Consider the following 17,250-nt stretch of genomic DNA (forward strand, 5'->3'; position numbering starts at 1 on the left):
AAGCTGGGTTTGCCAGCCGCCCAGCGCCGGTTATCCACAGACACACTGATTCGCTGACCCGACTGTCCGACTCCACGTAAGGACCTCTGATCTTTGCTCTGATCCTGCTTTCGGGTCGCGGTCATCTCGGCCGCGAAGCTGCTTGCCCAGCAACATGCAGGCGGGCTTGGTTCGGTGGGTCTGGGACGTGAGCCGTTGCAGTCCGCCTGGGTTCTGTTCGCCAGTCGGTTAATCGTTGGTGGTTGGCGGCGGTGAGGCGTTGGAGCGGGCCAGTTGCTATAGAGCTGGCGTCTGAGCCTGCTGGTGGTGCGCCGATGCTGAGGGCTGCTGTCGCCGATTCGGCGGTGTGAAGGGCGTGCAGGACCGGGGTGAGGTCACCGATGTCGACGTGGATGAGTCCTTCGGGGCGGTGTCCGGCCAGCTGTTGCGCGACTCGGTCCTCGCGGGAGGGCAGGTCTGCTGCGTAGGCGCATAGCTGTCTGGTTGCCGGCCATTGTTGTACCTGCTGGCGCAGCTGTTCAGCGATTGCTGGCAGCAGCTGAGTGGCCGTGCGGAGGCCTGACAGTGGCCCTAAGTCGTCGGATGATGAGGCGTCTGCCCGGCCGGTGACCACAGAGTCGTGTAGCCGTATAGCCGCCGCGACGACCACGGGCCTGGTGTCGTGCCGTTGCCGGCTGCCGTCGTTGATCGGCCGGAGCGCGACTCGGACCTGCCGCCAGGCGTCCGCCGCAGCCTCGGCGAGCGCCGGGCCGCTATCTGCGCTGACCGGTGTGTGCCGGCAGGCCGTTTCGGCGGCGATGCATACCGCGAGCACTTCGGCCACGGACAGGTTGGTGCCGGGCCGGCTGTGGTGTGCCAGTGCGACCATCGCGTCGCCGATCGTGTCTGGGGTTGCTTCGTGGGCAGCGACCGGTGAGGGCAGCGGCCGGTCCAGTAGCCATGCCTGCCGGGCGGTTGGGGGTTCGATCGCGCCGGTCCGTTCGACGAGAACCGTTGCGCGGCGCAGGTAGGCCAGCTGCGGGCCCATTGTGGGCTGCTCGCCGGCGCTGAGTACGGCGGCGACCTGCCGGGCGGTTTCGGTGACTGCCAGCGCGGCGGCCCACCGGCCAGCGTGGCTCCATTCCGGGCGCAGGATGCCGACGAGGTCGGCGGCGGCGCCGCAGAGCAGGCTGAGCGGTGCACCGCTGAAGGCAGCATCACCTGCCGCGGCGGCGCAGGCGTTGGCGAGTTCGGAGACGAATCGCTCGCGGTATCCGCCGACGTCTTGGGAAAGGCCGTCATTGACTAGCAGCCGCAGTGCGCGGCCGAGGTGTCCGATCGCGCTTGCTGCGTCCGCGAGGCCGGCTGGGGTGGGGTCCGTCTTTGCGGCATGGAGGTTGGCGGTGTCGAGCAGGTCGTGGATCGAGGTGGCCACGGGGCTAGCCCAGGTGGAGCAGGGCGCGCCGGCCGGCTGCGGCGGCGTCGAGAATGGCCGTCTTGTCGAATTCCTGCGTCGGCAGGGTCGCGAGCAATCGGAGTGCGGCCCGGATCAGCGCTCGGGCGTCAGCGCTTTCCATCGGCACCGATGCCGGTGGGCTGAGCGGATTGAGGTGCTCGAACGCCGCTAGGCAGAGCAGCCGGGCGCCGTTGTCGAGGTCGGTGGCGCTGGTCGCGGCGGCTCGGAACAGCGCCGCCGCGGCGGAGGTGATTGCCAGGTTGTCGGCGTGGCTGGTCATCGACGGGTTCCTTCCGGTGAGAGATCAGCGGTGAGCATGCCGCCGCGGTGGGTACTGAACAGAGCGCCCGCCGGATCTGTGGATGAATCGCTGTCGGCGGTGAGGAGGGCCCGCCGCTCCGCGCTGGCCGCCGGTTGGGTGTAAGCGGTGACTCGGCTTTCGGCGGGCCAGTCCTGGTGCTTGCCGGTGCGGCAGGTGCTGTCGCCGAGCCGGCCGGCCATCCGTTCGCAGAACATCGGATAGCTGTAGCGCTGCCAGTCCTCGAGCAGATGCGGGCCGGTCGCTTCTTCGGCCTCCCAGCGCAGGAAGGCGAGCACCGCCAACTCACGGGCGATATGGGGGTGGCGTGGCCAGCATGTTGGGATGAGATGAGCAGGTCGCCAGGCGTAGTCGGTGTTGAGCCACACCGTGACCGCGTCGCACCAGCGCCATACCGCGGCCCGCAGGTGCTCCGGGCACGTCGCCGGCTCCCACGGGCGAGGAAGCTCGGACAGGTCTTCCAGCGCCTGCAGCTGCTCAGGGTCGCCATCGCGCAGCATCGCAAGCATCTCCAGGGCTTTGAGGATGGACCCAGAGGGCTGCGGAAATCGGTTCAGGATCACCGTGACCACCCCGCCTGTGCGGAAGAAGTGCTGCCGTGCGGTGAGGCATCCTCTTCAACAGCTGCCGGTATTAGCCGATGCTGGCGCGCGTAGGCGATGGCGTCGGCGGTGCGCCGGGAGACATCCGGGGCTACCGCGCGGGAGCCGCTGACCAGCGCGCGGGTGGCGTCCAGTTCGGCCTTGAGCAACTGGCCGTCCTTTCCGTCGAGGCAGCGGCGCAGCTTGGTGATGATGGGCGGGGCGTTGCCGGCGATGACGAGGGCGTGCCGCTCGGGAATGCGGCGGAGATCGCCGGGGCGCAGCACGCGCACGTCCTCACCGGAGCGGGAGGTGCCGATGCCTCCGGGCCCGTCGCTGATGGTTTGGCGGCTTATTCTCACGTCGTCGATCAGATCCGAGACTTCTTTGTAGAAGTGGATGTCCTTGCCGCCGCCGAAGATCACCAGGTTGTTGGTGAGCCCGAACAGCGATCGGGCTTCGTCCTCGCCGTAGGACACGACCATCTGCTTCCAGGTCTGGCTGGCGTAGATGAAGGACAGCCCCAGCGCGCGTTCGTTGGCCATCCGCACCCGCAACGTCGGCAGCGGAGTGGTGGAGGGCAGCTCGTCCAGGCAGGCAAGGAAGCAGGGCGTCATCCGCCCGTATGGAGAGCTGTTCGCGATCTCCAGTGCGGTGTCCAGGACGTGCTCGGCGACCGCTGTCATCAGTGGTGCGGCCGAGGCGTAGGGGTCTTCCCGGCCGAGCAGGTACACCGTGCCCTGCTTGGCGATCAGGTCGGCGATGTCAGTGGCCGGCCGCTCACGTGACGGCACGCAGCGGGCTCGGATCTCGGGTTGGAAGAACAGCGACATCGCCTGCTGGACGGTGGTAACGGTGTTGCCGACGGTGTCGGCCGAGCCGTGCAGGGCACCCGCGAGCAGGCCGTCCCAGAACTTCGCCGCATGCGGGTGCTGCTGGAGTAGTTCGGCGGGCTGCTCGGCCGCGACGGGATTGGCCACCCACTCCAGAACGTGCTCCAGTGTGCGCCCCGTCAATGCGGCGGCGTGCAGGAATCCCTGCAACACCTTGGCCGTCTCAGCGGCGTAGAACCGGGCCGCGCTGTCCTGCCGCCCGCCGGTCACCGCTCCGGTGACCGTTCCGGCGGCGAACGCCTTCGCTCGCTTCTCGGCGAGGATCGGGTCGACACAGCCGGCAATCGGGTCCCACACGAACTCTGGCAACCCCGAGGCGGCGCCGAACGGGTCCAGCACGGCGATCGGGCGCGGCGGGCCACCGGGGGGTGAGCGGCTGGTGGCGCCGATGAGCCGTCAACAGCAGGTCATCCACCTTCGTCAGGGTGGCCATTCCGGCACCTCGGTGCGCGAGCAACGCCGGTGCCAGGACGTCGAGGGTCTTGCCCGAGCCCTGCTCGCCGTAGACGCCGGTGGTCCGGTCATACCGGCACCACAGTTCCACGCCGTGAGGGGTCTGCGACCGCCCTAATCGCCAGCCGATGTCGGTCGGTTCGAAGCTCATCAGCCGCTCCCCTTCGATGCTTTTGGCCCGTGAAGATCAGGACGGATGATCGCGCGAGCAGCACGCAGGCGGCTGATCCCGAGCACCTGCTCGGCCTCGCTGCGGGTGGCCATACCGCCGCGCGCGTCACCGGGTCGCCGGTAACGCGTGACCAGCACAGCACCGGTGATCGATGCGGCGATGGCTGCGACCTCGCATACCGCAACGCACATGTATATCGCTACCGGCCCGGCCACCAGCGTCGCTTGGTGATCCCCGAAGCCCTGGCCGGGACGTCCGGTCAATAACCCGCCGATGACGTGACCCATGGCTTCTGTCCCACTCGGCCACACCCAGCCCCGCCCGAACAATGCCGACGCCGCGCCCAGCCCACACAGCGCGGTGAGTCCGAGCACCAGCAGCGCGCTGCCGAGGATCGCCACCGCGGTCTCCCAGCCCTGGCCGATCGGCTGAGGGTTCCGGCGTCGCTGCTGCGAGGCGGTCATCGTGCTAGCTCCATGAGCTTCTCCTGATCCACGGTCATCAGCCGATGCGCCGGACGTGGGTGATCTGCCCGGACCATTGGGTGGCCTCGGTCAGCTGGACGGGCACGCCGGCCATGGGCGCCTGGACGATGTAGAGGTGCCGGCCGTCGGGCTTGTCAACGTAGCCGGCGATCATGCCGACGTGCCCGGGGTTGGCAGCGGTGCCGTCCGAGCCGGGAATCATGACCAGGTCGCCGCCGACGGCCTGGCTCAAATTGGTGGGCTCGGCCGTGCCGCTGGATGTTTGCCCGGCCGCGAGGTGTGGCAGGGCGACGCCCGCGGCGGCCCAGGCCGCCATCGTCAAGCCGCTGCAGTCGAAGGCGTTCGGACCAGCGGCGGCGAACAGGTAGGGCTTGCCGAGCTGCGCGAGGGCGTACTTGACCGCCAGGTGACCCTTTGCTGAGCCGCTGATCACGAAACCGCTCGGAATCGTCGTTGTGCCGGCCATGTTGTTGCCGGTCGGCCCGACGATCTTCCCCGCGACTGTTCCGCCGCCACCGAGGATCGCGCCGCCGCCGCCCGCGCAGATCGCCGGGCCGGAGCCGATCGCCGGGCCGGAGCCGATCGCCGGGATGGCCGGCGCAGTTCCGCCAGTGCCGGCGGGTGCCGGGCCGGCAGCGGCCGCAGCAGCCGGCCAGAACTGCCCGACGATCTGCCGCGCGAGCGGGGCGGTGGGCTGGTAACGATCGGGGTACTTCGAAATTTGAACGGTCTGCGCGTTGACGCCGACTGTGTTCGTCTGCCAGTTAGGGATCTTCACAAGTCGATCAAGAAAGGCGTTGGTCGCCTTCACCGGATCGTCCGCGACTGGCCTGGTGTAGATCGAGATCCGCTGCTGGAACAGCCCTTCGGAGTCGTGGTCGGTCTGGGTGAGCTGGTTGCGCAGCTTGACCTCGGTGTAGGAGGTGGCGACCGCGACGACCGCTGCGAAGGAGGGCAGGTGCCGTCCGGCGGCGACGGACACGATCGTGCGCGCGTTACCCATCTGCTCGGCGTCAAGCTGAACGACGCCGATCGTCTGCGCCGTGCCGCCGCCGCCGCAGACGCTGGACGGGGGTGCGGTGTTGGCGCCGCCGCCCGCGATCACCATCATCATCGAAGCCATCGCCAGGAACGGCATCGCGGCAACACCAATCGCCCACTGCGCGCTGCTGACCCTCTGATCGGTCATGACTTACGCCATCCCGGCAACACCGACGCGGGATGGGGCGGCTTCTGGCCGTTCACCTGGGGCGGTGATCGCATCATTGGTGTTGGTCAGCGCCACGTCGATCGACGTGCGGACGGTTTGTACCTTCGCCGCGCGTGAGCCCACCAGCCACAGGGCCCGGCCCTTGGCCGCGGTGGCCCACCCGGTGACGATCCGTTCGGCCATCGGGGTGAGGCCAAGCAGGTCGGACAGTTCATCGCCGACCTGATCGTCCTGTCCGAATAGCACCTTGGTGGCGCATAGGTGCATCAGGTCCTTGGCGATTGCCACCGCCTGGCTGCCTGCGTCGCCGACGGTGAGCATGTCCGAGGGCTTGTGCGCGATGACGGTCTGGATGCAGCCGTCGCGGCGCGACAGCCGGAGGTCGGCGTCGAGGGACTTGACCGCGTCGATGCCCAGCCGCATCTGCTTCCAGCACTCATCACGGACGATGATGCGCAGGTCGCCAGGTTCGGCGACCTGGGTCATCGCTCGGCCCCACGAGTTGAGGCAGGTCAGCGCGACACCGACCGCTTCGTCTCCGAGCGGGTCCAGCCGGGACAGCGACAGCGATTGGATGGGAGCACGCCAGTCGACGTTGACGGTGGTCGGTGCGTCGAACAGCCCGGACAGGTGACCCTTGACCAGTGAGCCGAGCGCGTCGCGCATCGGGCGGGTCTCATCGAGGAAGTGCTGCCGGTCGGAGTAGCGGCAGTCGATGATGAGCTGATCGGTCGGGTTGTTGAGCGCCTCCCACATCTGCGGGATGGTGATCTCGGCCATCCGGTCGGCGCCGGAGGCGTAGCCGGTGAGGTCACGGATCACCTGACCGACCGCGGTCTCGGCGGTCGGGTCGAACGGCACGTGCTGGGAGCCGACCAGGCCGCGGACCAGCAGCAGCCAGCGGGAGAACACCATCGCCGCGCGGCGCTGTGCCTCGGCGCGGGGCAGCGCGGTCCAGTCGCTGCCCAGTGGCCCGAAATCGAGGGGGTTGATGCGGGCGGGCAGGCCGTGCCCGACGGCGTGCGGCTGGACCCCGAGTGCCCGGCACAACGGCTCGTACTCGTCCTTGACATCGCCCAGGATCAGGGTGCGGTAGGCGAAGGCCATCATGCGCAGGCAGAACATCTTCACAGCGCCGGACTTCCCTCGCCCGGGCGCGCCGAGGAACATGATGTTCGGGTTGGTGATCCCAGCGGTGCCCTGCAGCGTCCAGGTGATCGGGTCGACGTGGAACGCGCCGCCGGACAGGAAGTCGATGCCCATCTGCGCGCCGGTCGGCGGGAGCCCGTCACCGGCGATCAGCGGCCACACTCCGCCGACCTGCTCCGATGTCATCCGGTAGGCCGCGACCGGGGCAGGAACCGGAGCCCAGCCGCAGGCACGGCCAGAGCGACCGTGCCTGCCGACCATCACGTGAAATGGGTCGACGTCCTTCGACCGGGCCGGGGTTGGGGCTGGCGGCGGCAGTTGATGGCCGAAGTCCGCCACCAGCTGCGCGACCCCTCTCCCATCGCGATGCCCCTGACCTCGGAAACTCATTTGGCACCCCGTCGCTTCGGCAAGCCGATCCCGAGCGGGATGCAGGCGGCGGCGAACCCTGAGTCCTGGGCCAGGTCCAGCCGGAGCGGCTTGAAGCCGGAGCCGGTGATGTCAGATTCCAACCGTCTGCCGAAGTCGGTGATCGACAAGGTGTTGGGCACGGTCACCGCGGCGGCGATTCCCACCCGCACGAAGGCGTTGCCGTCGGCCAGCCGGACGTCCTGGCCTTCGACCCTGGCGACGTCGCGACGGTGCGAGGCGCGAACCTTGAACCCGCTCTTGCGGCGGATCTCGGTCGCGAGGTCTGACGACATCGACTCAGCTCCGACCATCCGGTCGGCCTTGTCGTGGCTGATCGGCTCGAAGAACACGGTCACCGAGCGCCGCTCCCCCGCCGTGGTCGGCGTGAAGACCGGCGCCAACGCCCCCATCACTGCCCCCTTGTCGGGCAGGAGGATCGTGCAAGTCACCGAGTGCCACGCGTCGTGGGCGTAGTAGCGCCGCTCCGGGTTCGGCGTCGACGTAGGGCCGGCAGCGGCCATCGGCAACGTCGCCGCGATGTGAGGGTCGCTCTGGGCGGCGATGTCAGCCGCGATGAGCCCGACCCGGTCGCCCGGCGCGAAGCCGGTTCGGATCGCTGCCGCCAGCGCGGGTGAGTCCAGCCAGGCCACGCTGGTGCAACCGACCGGCCCCATCAGTCGCGCTTCGATCCCGCCCATCACCCCGTACAGCACCCGGGCGCGGCCGTCGACGCCGCCGCCGGCCTCTTTGGCCTGCTTCGCGATCCGCCCTTCCGGCACCACGACCGTCACGAACGCCTCGTGCCGCACGCCGGCCTGGGTCATCACCTGCGCGAGCTCTGCGTTAACCGCCAGCGCCAGGCTCGGTGCGTCCTTGCGCAGGTTGGCCTGCAGCCATGCGGAGCGTTCGGCGCCGTCGTCGGAAACAGTGCGGATCTGTAACGCCATCACCGACACCAGCTCCGCGGACGCGGCGCCATCGAGCAGCTCGGACAGGCCATTGCCCATCCGAGTCCGCGCCAGCCCCTCCGACAGGCCGATGCCGGGGTGCGTGATGCGGGCGACGACCGCCCAGGTGCGCTCGCGGTTGTCGGCGACGATCGCCGGGCGGGCCAGCAGCGGGCCGAACGGCGGCCCGTCATGGGTGCGGATACCTGACAGCACGCCTGGAAGATCGGCCTCGTCGAACCTGTCCACGGCACCCGCGGCAGCCTTCGACTGCCAGTCAGTCCAACGCATCACAACCCCTATGCAACGAAGAAGGGAATCGATCGCCCAGCGCAACGCCGAGCGGCCCCGAACGGGAACCGCGACAAGCACGATCAGCACCGCCCACGCCGGCAGCCAACCCAGCGCGGCCAGCCACTGGTGCGCTCCTGCGGCGATCAGCAGCGGCAGGCCGCCCAGCAGGATCGCGATCCACGACCCGCCACCGAGGCCGAGGAACCAGCCCTGCCTGTCCTTCGACCAGCCGCCGTAGCGAACCGGGCTGACTTGGGCATCGAATTGGCGAGTCACAGCGCGACCACCGCGGCCGCTGCCTCAGACCCGCCCGCCGCGCCCGCGCCACCGGCGCCGCCGCCGGGACGGGCGCCGCCGCCTGGCATGGGGGGCGTGGGGGGCTCAGGCATCGACCCGCCGCCAGATTCGCCGCCTGCGCCGCCGGGTCCGCTGCTTGGATCAGATGACCCGTTGCTGGAAGACCTACCGCGGTCGGAGCTTCGGCTGCTGCGCTCGTCGGTCGGGGTCATGCTGTAGCCCGGTGAGCCGACACCGGCCTGGCCTAGGATGTCCGAGCTGAGATCAGCTGCCTTGTACGCGAATGAGGTGGCGACCTGCATGCCCGTCCCGAACGCGCCCAGCGCGCTGGACAGCCTCGTCTGCGTCTGCGCCTCGGCTCCGGACTCGCCGCCCGAGCGGCCATCGCCGCTGCCCTGAGTCGCGGCCGAACTGCCGGCGGACTGGGCGCCGCCGCCGATGATCCCGGACATGCCACCAGCGTTGGACCACGACTGCCGCAGCGCCGCACCCGAGGCGGTGCCAGGCTCGACGAACGCGAGCAGCCGGAACAGGATCATCGGGCAACAGGCGCCGATCGCGATCACGATGCAGCCGACCACCGCCATCCCGGCGTGCGCGGTGTTGGTGGCGTTCGCGAAATCACTAACCTGCTGGGCGTCCAGTGGGTCGCACAACGTGCCACCACACATCAGAGGTTTTGGCGCGTCGATGACGCCGGTCGACAACGTGACCCCGACGCCGAGCACTAACGCGGCCATCGGCGAGATCAGCAGGCAGGAGAAGAACCAGCGCAGCGTCTTCCAGAACCACACCTTGCCGATCTCGCTGACGAGGCCGCCGGCCGAGATCGGGGCGGTGGCCACCAGGATGATCAGCGCGGCCTCGCGGACGAACATGATCAGCACGTAAAAGAACGCGGCCGGGATGACGATGAACAGCCCGAGCACGCCGAGCACGGTGGCCAGGGTGATGTCGGTGATCTTGTCCGGGAACGACGCGCTCAGATCGACCTGGGACAGCTCCTGCACCTGCAGCATCTGCTCCAAGATTCCCCGCTCGAGACCGGAGGCCGCCGCGACGAATCCGGCCGCAAGCCCGAGGTAGGCGACCCACACGAGCCCGAATTGGGCGATGCCTATCAGGACGCGCCCTATGGACTCGCCGTCGCGGCGGATCAGAGCCACGCTCAGCTGGACGAACATCATGATCACGGCCAGCGTGGCGCCGAGCCACAGCGTCGTCGGAAGCACCGAGCCCATCGGCCCGGTAGCGGATAGGTCGGGTGTGGTGAAGGCGTCGATGATCTGAAAGGCCAGTTTCAGCAGCCAGAGCGCGGCCGACCACAGGCCGGTCATCGAGGTGAGCCAGGCATCGCCCGCGGCGGCTGAAGCCGCAGTGCCGAGCCACTTCAGCGGGTTGGCATCGCCGAGATCGAACGCCTCGACCTGCTGCCCCGGGCAGGGCAGTCGGGTGCAGCCGGAGGCGAGCACGGCGACGCCGGTCATCGGCTCGCGACCTGTCGCAGATCGCGGTAGCCGACGGCAAGCGCGGTGTCCGTACCCGGCCAGACCGACGGCGCGGGCGCGGGCTCGGAGCCAGGGCCGATCATCCAGCGAGCGCCGTTCCAGACCATCCGCTGGCAGTCCGCCGCCGCCCCTCGTGCGGTCTGCTGCAGGGTCACGTCGATCTCGAAATTAACGCAGGGCAGCACGAAGTCCGCACCGACACTGCCCTTGATCAACCCCGTCAGCGGGGTGGCCACGATCGCCAGCCGGCTGTTGCCGCCGCCGGATAGCCCGGCGGCGTTGAAGAACTCGGCCATGGCCCGCACTCCCGACCAGCTGCTGATGGTGGGCCCACCGGGCAGAGCCCAGGCCCGAATGACTTCGCGGGCGCCGGCGAGGGTGCCAGACTGCAGCGCGATCTGGTCGATCGCGGCCAGCTGAGCCAAAGCTCCCTGTGGGGTGCGCGGGAAGCCGGTCGGAACCTGCGCCGGCCCGATGCTCGTCGGAGCCGGCAGGATGATCGGCACGCCAGGGTCGTTTGTCGACACAGGCCCAGGGCGAGAGGCGTCCTCATCGACGATGGGCATCGGCTTGTCGGCCAGTGCGTCACGGGGGTCTACTGCGGTGCCGGATCGCATCGACGTCCCGATACCGCCGCCCCTCGAGCTGCTGGGGTTGGTTGTTTCTTGTTCTGCCATGTGCCCGACAGGGGCAACGGCGTAGACCACGGCCAGGACGATGCCGACGACGAGCAGCACCACTGTTGCAGCCGCGGCGATCAGCAGGGCGAGCATCTTCTGGCGAGACCACTCCGCGGCTGAGCGGTGGTTGGTGCCACGACGGCTAAGCATCAGCAGCCGCTTCCGGTGATGCTGCTGATGATCACGTAGCCGACGACGTAGATGATCGCGCCAACCAGGCACATCATCAGCCCGTCGAAGCCGAGCCGGGCCCCCTTCGGGTGGTGCGTCACGCGGCCCCAGATCAGCATCCCGACGGAGACGAAGAACGAGATGGCCAGGATGGCCAGCACACCCCACTTCACCCACGCCAGGACTTGGTCAGCCCAGCTCTGCATTCCTGGTGGCGCCTGCGGACAGACACCACCGTTGGACGTCGGTAAGGGGGTGGGCGTCGCAGCCATCACCACTAGAAGCTTCGTCGCGAGCACGTCGCTCATCGCAGTCGTTATCACTCGGTTCCATTCCTTAGCGGCGCCGACCAAGTCGCATCGCCTAATCGGGTGGCGTCGATCAGTTCCAGCAGCGACCAGCCCGCCGCGGCGACCGGCTTCGGCAATGGGGAGCTGGTGAGGCCGGTGACCTCAAGCCGCCGAACGGTGGGCACGGTCACGATGGCGTTGTCGGCGCGCAGTGCCCGCAGCCGCGGACCGAGGCTGGCGCTAACCTCACCCGGCCATCTATCACCGCCTATGAACGCGACGATTGCCGGCCCGGTGACCGCGTTGAGGAGCTGCTCGGCCAGCCGCACTCCGGGCACAGTCGGGCGGCAAACGACCACCGTGCGGCAACCGCCGGTGGAGAGCCGGGTCAGGCTGTCGGGCATCGGTGAGCCCAGGTCGATGACGACCAGGTCGTCCTCCGAGGGCGCCAGTGCGGGCCAGCCGGTCGGGATGTCGCTGGTCGCCCGCCGGTGGATGGTCACCCGGCCGCGGCTCCCGCGCCGCCACGCCCCGCTCGGGTCGACGCCCAGTTCAGCATCGGCTACGGCGACCAGGCCGGACCGGGTCGGATGAGCTGTCTCGACGAGGTGCGCACCCCTGCCCGCGACGGCTGCCGCGTCAGCGATCGCCAGCGCGACGGTGGACGCACCGGCTCCCGCGTGAGCCGCGACCACACTCACCCACCGCTCCGCCAGCCCACCGGCCGGTTGCACGAAGGACATGTTCGCCGGCCAGCCGCGTCGCCCGGCGTCGGTGAACAGGTCGGTGCGGGTCGGGGCCGTCCCACCCCCGTGAGAGGCGGCCCCGACCTGCCTCTGCTTCGACGCGGCCAACATCGCCGGCTCGGATGGTTCCCGGGCCCGCAGCGCGCGCAACGCCTGCTGTATCTCCGCCACCGACAGCAGCTGGCTGCTCGGAGCGCCCTCGTTGCGGTTGGCCTCGACGCGCTGATCGAGTGCTTCGACTCCGGGCGGGTTCATGCCGACGCATCGCCCGACACGCGGGCCGTGCCTAAGCGGGACGCCGAGTTGGCGGAGTCGCTGCTGTTCAGCTGCCTCATGCGGCGGCCGTCAGGTAGTCACGGCTAGCGGCGCGAACCGCAGCCAGAGCCCGCGCACGATGCCTGAAGAACGTCCGTCGGGGTAATCCGAACTCGGCAGCTACCAGATCGTCGGGCGCATTGAGGGCCGCGTCGGCGCGAGCCTGCTCGGTTCGGACCAGCAGCGCGATGTCATTCTCGTCGACCCCGCAGCGCGCCGCCCACCACAGCAGGTCGGCCAGGTCGATGTCCTCGTCCTGGGACGCGGTGATAGGTCGCCCGAGGGGCGTGGCTTGCCACTGTGGGCTCATCGGATCCAGGAGGCGCTCGGCCCGGTGCCGGTGCCGCGGCGTGGACGGTCGGAACTGCGCGAGCACAGCGCGGCGGGTGTCCCAGCGCAGACCCGCCGCAACGGCGCGCCTCCGCTGCTGCCACCGGTAGCTCCGGATCTGACAGGTCAGCTCGCTGACGATCACGCCGACCATTCCAGGCGCGAGGTCGCGCAACTGGACAGCCATAGGGCAGACCCAATCGCTGAACAGGTGCAGGGTCAGCAACAAGGCATCATCGTCGACACCGCCGTCAACCGCAGCCCGGCGTACCAGGGCACCTAGAATGTCATCCGCACGAGCCGCATCGGCCCCCACCGCAAGCAGCGGCAGCAACTCATCGACGATGTCGTGCAGGCCGGCGATCCGCTCGTCGTCCACGGCCCACCGCCCGAGAGCGTCCGTGGCCTCGAGCCGCTGAACCAGTTCCTGCCAGCTTCCAGCAATGCTGTCGTCGTGAAACATCCCTGCGATCCTCCGTCATCGGTTGCTGATGCCGATGACGCTCCGCAAAGATGTTCAGCGATCTGTCATCCCGATTCGGGGTGACAGATCGTCGAACCCTGTAGGAGCCAGGAGCCGACCGTGAGAGACATGGCCTCCCTCGACTCGGTACGGGCGAGGGTTAACCCGGCGGCGGAACCGGCGACCTATGGCGGTCGGGTTAAAAGTGCGGAGTGCCTGCGGCCTCAGCGACTGCCTGGTCGCGGCTGGCCTCGATGGACTCTTGCACCCGGCAACTTCGGACAACCTCATTCACAGTCGGCCCCGAGAGGTCGCCCTGGCCTTCTTCGGAACTTGGTTGCGCAACTGCGAGTAACGTCTCACACTGATGTAAGTCCGAATGCCTGTTCGATAGCGCGGGGTGCGATTTGAGGCTGAGCGAAGCTCACGTCACAAGGTTTAAGAGCGTTACTGACTCAACGCCGTTCCAGGTCGACGGTTCCGTTACGGCCTTGGTCGGAAAGAACGAGTCGGGCAAGACCGCCGTCCTTGAGGCGATGTACCGCGTGAAGCCGATTAGCGCTGGGTACCCCGTTTCGTTCGAGGAGCTGCGTGACTACCCGCGCCGGTATCGAGCGCGCGACAAGAAGTCCATCGGAAGCACAATGCCCGTGCAGTTGTCCTTTGAGTTGGGCGAAACGGACATCGCAGCTCTAGAGGCGTCCTTTGGCGCGGGCGTGATCAAGAGCCCCACCGTGACGGTTAGCAGGACGTACGGGTCCAAGCTCCCCGGCATCGGCGTTCAGACCGACGAGGCCGCGGTGTTGCGGGCAATCCTCGACCGGAGCGGTTTAGACGTCCAAAAGTACGCCAAGGAGAACCGAGATGCTGTAGTCGCGGCGCTCAAGGCCGACGGTGCAACCGAACCGGCGCTCGAACTTGCGACCCAGCTCGCCGACCGCGATCTACTTGGCGAGGTTCGCACGGCTGTGCACAGGATGGTGCCGCGCTTTCAGTACTTCGACGACTACAGCATCCTCCCCGGCGTCGTCAGCATCGAGAAGCTCCAGAACACTAATGAAGATGACTTGAACGCCGGCGACCGGACCGCCCTCGCGCTGCTGCGCCTGGCAGGAGTCGACACCGCAGAGTTCACCGCCGACCATTACGAGGAGCGAAAGGCCGCCTTGGAGGCAGCCGGCAACGAGTTAACGTCCGAGCTGTTCGAGTTCTGGACGCAGAATGACGGCCTGCGGGTCGAGTTGGACATCGAGTTTCGGCCGGTGGCAGCGAACCCGGCGCGTGCGCCGGAGCCGTTCCTTCAGGTCCGCGTACGCAACGACCGGCACCAGGTCACGCTGAACATGAACCAGCGCTCGAAGGGCTTCATCTGGTTTTTCTCGTTCCTCGCCGCGTTCTCGGAGTATGCAGACGAGGACCGGCGCATCATCCTGCTCGACGAACCCGGACTGAATCTTCACGCAAAAGCTCAGGGAGATTTGCTGCGGTACATCGATGAGCGGCTTGCCCCGTCGCACCAGGTCATCTACTCAACCCACTCGCTATTCATGATCGCGCCGACAAAGTTGGAGCGGTGTCGGACGGTCGAGGACGTCGACAACGTCGGCACGGTAGTCAGTGAGGACGTGTGGGACGCACGGCCAGACACGGTCTTCCCATTGCTCGGTGCGCTCGGTGTCGACATGGCGCAGACCCTGATCATCGGAGCCGATCAGTTACTCGTCGAGGGCCCGGCCGACGTCGTCTACGTGTCGGTGATGAGCGACCTCCTCCGCTCCGAGAAGCGGACAGCGCTCGATCCTCGCTGGACGCTGACCCCTGCGGGCGGCATTGAGAAGATCCCCACCTTTATCTCACTCCTCGGCGGGAGCGATCTTAACGTCTCGGTGCTCGTTGACGTGGCCGGCGGCGGTAACCAGCGGCTCGACAACCTAGTGCAACGTGGCCTGCTCGATGGGCGCAAACTCATCCCGCTCACCGACATCACCGGTACTTCTGAGGCTGACATCGAGGACATGTTTGATGAGGCTTGGTACCTCAAGCTTCTCGATGCGTCGAAGGTAGGGAAGGTCGCGAAGTCAAAGCTGTCGCCGGGTGGTCGGATCGTGAAGCGCGTTGAGGTTGCCCTTGGCTCCAAGTTCGATCACTACCAGCCAGCGAGCTACCTTCTGCGTTCGACGGACGGCCTAGTCGGTGAGATCGACGAGCCGACCAAGGCGCGGTTTGAGGCACTGTTCGCACGGCTGAACGGGCTGCTCGCGTAACCCGTATCGGTAGGCCACGCGACCAGCAGTGCAGATGTGATCCGGTTCACAGTCGGGTCGTACTCTACGACCGCCTACAAGACCACCTAAGAGATAGGGAGTACCACTCCGTATTCCCACTACAGAGAGGTGGACTGATGTCCATATTCGACTGCGGCTGGTGTGGCCACAACGGTGTTCACGGCGAGCACATCCCGACCGATTCCAAGATCGGGCGTTGTACGCAATGCCGGAAGTGCGAGGCTGAGATGAAGCGCGAGCAGGCTCCCGGCCTCGGAGTAGGAAAAGCTCAGAAAAGTCCCCCGAGCATCCCAGCCTGAGCTTCTCTTATGCGGGGGCTAGTCGTCCTGTTCGGAGCAGCCTCTTGACGTACTTGGCGACCCCCGGATGCGGATGGGCGAAAGACATCGGCTCGACAGAACTAGTCTACTGCGGCCACATTATTAAACTCCCAGCTGGACGACTAAACATTGAGGCTCTTGACCGCTGGCCATTCTGTATGCGAGCAGATACAGGAAGCCATCGGAGGTGGCGGCCAGGCTGCTAACGGAGCCGCCCAGAGCAACATGTTGGACCACCCGTATCGATAGATCACTGGTATCGATGCGGACAACCTCCATCTCGCCGGCAGCCACGAATACCTCCTGGCTGTCCCGAACTGCGATACCCATCGGGTTGGCTTGGTCAAATCGAAGCCGTTGCACGGCTCGCACCTCAGTTGATGTCACATCAGGTACGAGCTCATAGAGCCAAGCCCCCGGGTTCCCCACTACTAGTAGCTGCGTATCACTTAGCCATTGGGCGTTCATGGCTGACATCACCGGGTAGTCAAGCTGACGCGGCGGTAGTGCAGGGGCACGAAGCTCGGCCGGTAGACATTGGACGAGCGGTTCGTGACGCCGTAACCCGTCGCTACCATTGCTGAACAACCAGCGCGATCCATCAACCCCTAGGATTGCGCGCACCGCGCCTTGGATACCACCGCCCAGCACCACACTCAGACCCTCCTGGTAGAGAGCTGCCCCCTCACGACGAACGATCAGGTAGCCCTCAGCGGTTCGCCACACGGGATTGCTGATCCCGGCGATCGGGACAACTAGCTCTACCTTTGACGTTGCCGGTTCCACGCGCCAGACACCATCGGTGGTGGTGAGCAGGAGGGCATCGCCATCGGCGCTGATGCCGCTGCTATTCAGGCTGGAATGAGTCAGGATGATCGGAGCGTGCCCGTCTATGGGTGGCTCCGCAGGTCGAACACGTGGCGGCTCAGCGCGACCGTTGGTTGCGAACAGCCGCTCGATGGTGGCGTAAGGGTCGCCGAAGTAGGAAGCCTGGTCGAGTAGGCGGCCCATCAACTCATCGGCCGAAGTCAGGCCTGCCAACAGCCATTCGAGGTGGTGCCGATCGAGCAGCAGGACTTCCGTGCGGCCGCCTTGCCTCAGATCATCGAGCGCCGCGGTCGTGTAGCCGCTCATTGAGAGGAAGATGCCGAGCGTCCCCGTCAACCGCTGACGGACTCGCTTCTCCAGCTTGGCGATAGCGTCAGTACTGACTGGCGGTTTTTCCCACTTCGCCTCAATGACAAAGCGCTGGTTATTCACGGAGAAGGCGACGTCTATCTCGCCACTGCCACGTAAATTCGAGTGGGCCTCAATGCCATCAGCGTGGAGCAGATCGGCTACGAACCTGTTGAACAGCTGTCCGCGGGCCTGTGATGTCAACCCGTCAAGGGTGGTCAGCCTGGCGTATTCAGCTATAAGTTCCAAGCGGGTGGGATTGGCCCTATTTCCTGTCATCTCCCTACTCATCCCGTCCTAAGTTGACGCGTCCAGCTCAG

General features: G+C 67.2%; 15 protein-coding genes. 1 reads left to right on the plus strand and 14 read right to left on the minus strand.

Features of this window, described 5'->3' with window-relative positions; translation table 11 throughout:
* Nucleotides 1–121: 121 nt before the first annotated feature.
* From VF557_14715 to VF557_14775, 13 genes are all read right to left on the minus strand, one after another.
* Nucleotides 122–1,414 carry a hypothetical protein gene (locus VF557_14715; GenBank protein ID HEX8081461.1) on the minus strand — a complete coding sequence of 431 codons (1,293 nt, stop codon included), beginning with the start codon at nt 1,412–1,414 and terminating at the stop codon, nt 122–124.
* A 4-nt stretch (nt 1,415–1,418) separates the two neighbouring features.
* A complete protein-coding gene (locus VF557_14720; protein ID HEX8081462.1) occupies nt 1,419–1,715 on the minus strand; it encodes a hypothetical protein in 297 nt (98 codons plus the stop codon).
* Nucleotides 1,712–2,326: a hypothetical protein gene (locus VF557_14725; protein ID HEX8081463.1), complete on the minus strand. Its 615-nt coding sequence runs from the start codon at nt 2,324–2,326 to the stop codon at nt 1,712–1,714. Before VF557_14725 ends, VF557_14720 begins: the two co-directional genes overlap by 4 nt.
* Complete coding sequence (locus tag VF557_14730; protein HEX8081464.1) at nt 2,314–3,567, minus strand: TraM recognition domain-containing protein; 1,254 nt, start codon at nt 3,565–3,567, stop codon at nt 2,314–2,316. The genes VF557_14725 and VF557_14730 overlap by 13 nt, the downstream gene beginning before the upstream one ends.
* A gap of 264 nt (nt 3,568–3,831) precedes the next feature.
* Nucleotides 3,832–4,317 carry a hypothetical protein gene (locus VF557_14735; GenBank protein ID HEX8081465.1) on the minus strand — a complete coding sequence of 162 codons (486 nt, stop codon included), beginning with the start codon at nt 4,315–4,317 and terminating at the stop codon, nt 3,832–3,834.
* Between the two features lie 37 nt (nt 4,318–4,354).
* The gene (locus VF557_14740; protein HEX8081466.1) at nt 4,355–5,527 is read right to left on the minus strand and encodes an NlpC/P60 family protein; all 1,173 of its coding nucleotides are present in this window, start codon (nt 5,525–5,527) and stop codon (nt 4,355–4,357) included.
* 3 nt (nt 5,528–5,530) lie between these two features.
* Nucleotides 5,531–6,883, minus strand: coding sequence for a hypothetical protein (locus VF557_14745; GenBank protein HEX8081467.1), 1,353 nt, complete (start codon nt 6,881–6,883; stop codon nt 5,531–5,533).
* Nucleotides 6,884–7,083: 200 nt separating this feature from the next.
* Complete coding sequence (locus tag VF557_14750; GenBank protein ID HEX8081468.1) at nt 7,084–8,625, minus strand: SCO6880 family protein; 1,542 nt, start codon at nt 8,623–8,625, stop codon at nt 7,084–7,086.
* The gene (locus VF557_14755; GenBank protein ID HEX8081469.1) at nt 8,622–10,133 is read right to left on the minus strand and encodes a hypothetical protein; all 1,512 of its coding nucleotides are present in this window, start codon (nt 10,131–10,133) and stop codon (nt 8,622–8,624) included. Before VF557_14755 ends, VF557_14750 begins: the two co-directional genes overlap by 4 nt.
* Nucleotides 10,130–10,927, minus strand: coding sequence for a hypothetical protein (locus VF557_14760; protein ID HEX8081470.1), 798 nt, complete (start codon nt 10,925–10,927; stop codon nt 10,130–10,132). The genes VF557_14755 and VF557_14760 overlap by 4 nt, the downstream gene beginning before the upstream one ends.
* A gap of 56 nt (nt 10,928–10,983) precedes the next feature.
* Nucleotides 10,984–11,313 carry a hypothetical protein gene (locus VF557_14765; GenBank protein HEX8081471.1) on the minus strand — a complete coding sequence of 110 codons (330 nt, stop codon included), beginning with the start codon at nt 11,311–11,313 and terminating at the stop codon, nt 10,984–10,986.
* Between the two features lie 11 nt (nt 11,314–11,324).
* A complete protein-coding gene (locus VF557_14770; protein ID HEX8081472.1) occupies nt 11,325–12,296 on the minus strand; it encodes a hypothetical protein in 972 nt (323 codons plus the stop codon).
* A 76-nt stretch (nt 12,297–12,372) separates the two neighbouring features.
* Nucleotides 12,373–13,149, minus strand: a complete 777-nt coding sequence (locus tag VF557_14775) for a hypothetical protein (GenBank protein HEX8081473.1) — start codon at nt 13,147–13,149, stop codon at nt 12,373–12,375.
* 407 nt (nt 13,150–13,556) lie between these two features.
* Here VF557_14775 and VF557_14780 point away from each other — a divergent pair, with 407 nt between their 5' ends.
* A complete protein-coding gene (locus VF557_14780) occupies nt 13,557–15,413 on the plus strand; it encodes an AAA family ATPase (GenBank protein ID HEX8081474.1) in 1,857 nt (618 codons plus the stop codon).
* Between the two features lie 443 nt (nt 15,414–15,856).
* On the opposite strand, the gene VF557_14785 is transcribed toward VF557_14780, so the two are convergent.
* Entirely contained in the window at nt 15,857–17,134 is a 1,278-nt protein-coding gene (locus VF557_14785) for a restriction endonuclease (GenBank protein HEX8081475.1), read from the minus strand.
* Nucleotides 17,135–17,250: the final 116 nt, after the last annotated feature.

This window comes from Jatrophihabitans sp., from assembly GCA_036389035.1.
Classification (GTDB): Bacteria; Actinomycetota; Actinomycetes; order Mycobacteriales; family Jatrophihabitantaceae; genus Jatrophihabitans_A.

Excerpts from the sequence above, each read along its gene's own strand:
- VF557_14775 (HEX8081473.1), bottom strand. The coding sequence starts at position 13,149 with ATGTTTCACGACGACAGCATTGCTGGAAGCTGGCAGGAACTGGTTCAG.
- VF557_14745 (HEX8081467.1), bottom strand. The coding sequence starts at position 6,883 with ATGACATCGGAGCAGGTCGGCGGAGTGTGGCCGCTGATCGCCGGTGAC.
- VF557_14755 (HEX8081469.1), bottom strand. The coding sequence starts at position 10,133 with ATGACCGGCGTCGCCGTGCTCGCCTCCGGCTGCACCCGACTGCCCTGC.
- VF557_14760 (HEX8081470.1), bottom strand. The coding sequence starts at position 10,927 with ATGCTCGCCCTGCTGATCGCCGCGGCTGCAACAGTGGTGCTGCTCGTC.
- VF557_14735 (HEX8081465.1), bottom strand. The coding sequence starts at position 4,317 with ATGACCGCCTCGCAGCAGCGACGCCGGAACCCTCAGCCGATCGGCCAG.
- VF557_14740 (HEX8081466.1), bottom strand. The coding sequence starts at position 5,527 with ATGACCGATCAGAGGGTCAGCAGCGCGCAGTGGGCGATTGGTGTTGCC.
- VF557_14765 (HEX8081471.1), bottom strand. The coding sequence starts at position 11,313 with ATGAGCGACGTGCTCGCGACGAAGCTTCTAGTGGTGATGGCTGCGACG.
- VF557_14770 (HEX8081472.1), bottom strand. The coding sequence starts at position 12,296 with ATGAACCCGCCCGGAGTCGAAGCACTCGATCAGCGCGTCGAGGCCAAC.
- VF557_14720 (HEX8081462.1), bottom strand. The coding sequence starts at position 1,715 with ATGACCAGCCACGCCGACAACCTGGCAATCACCTCCGCCGCGGCGGCG.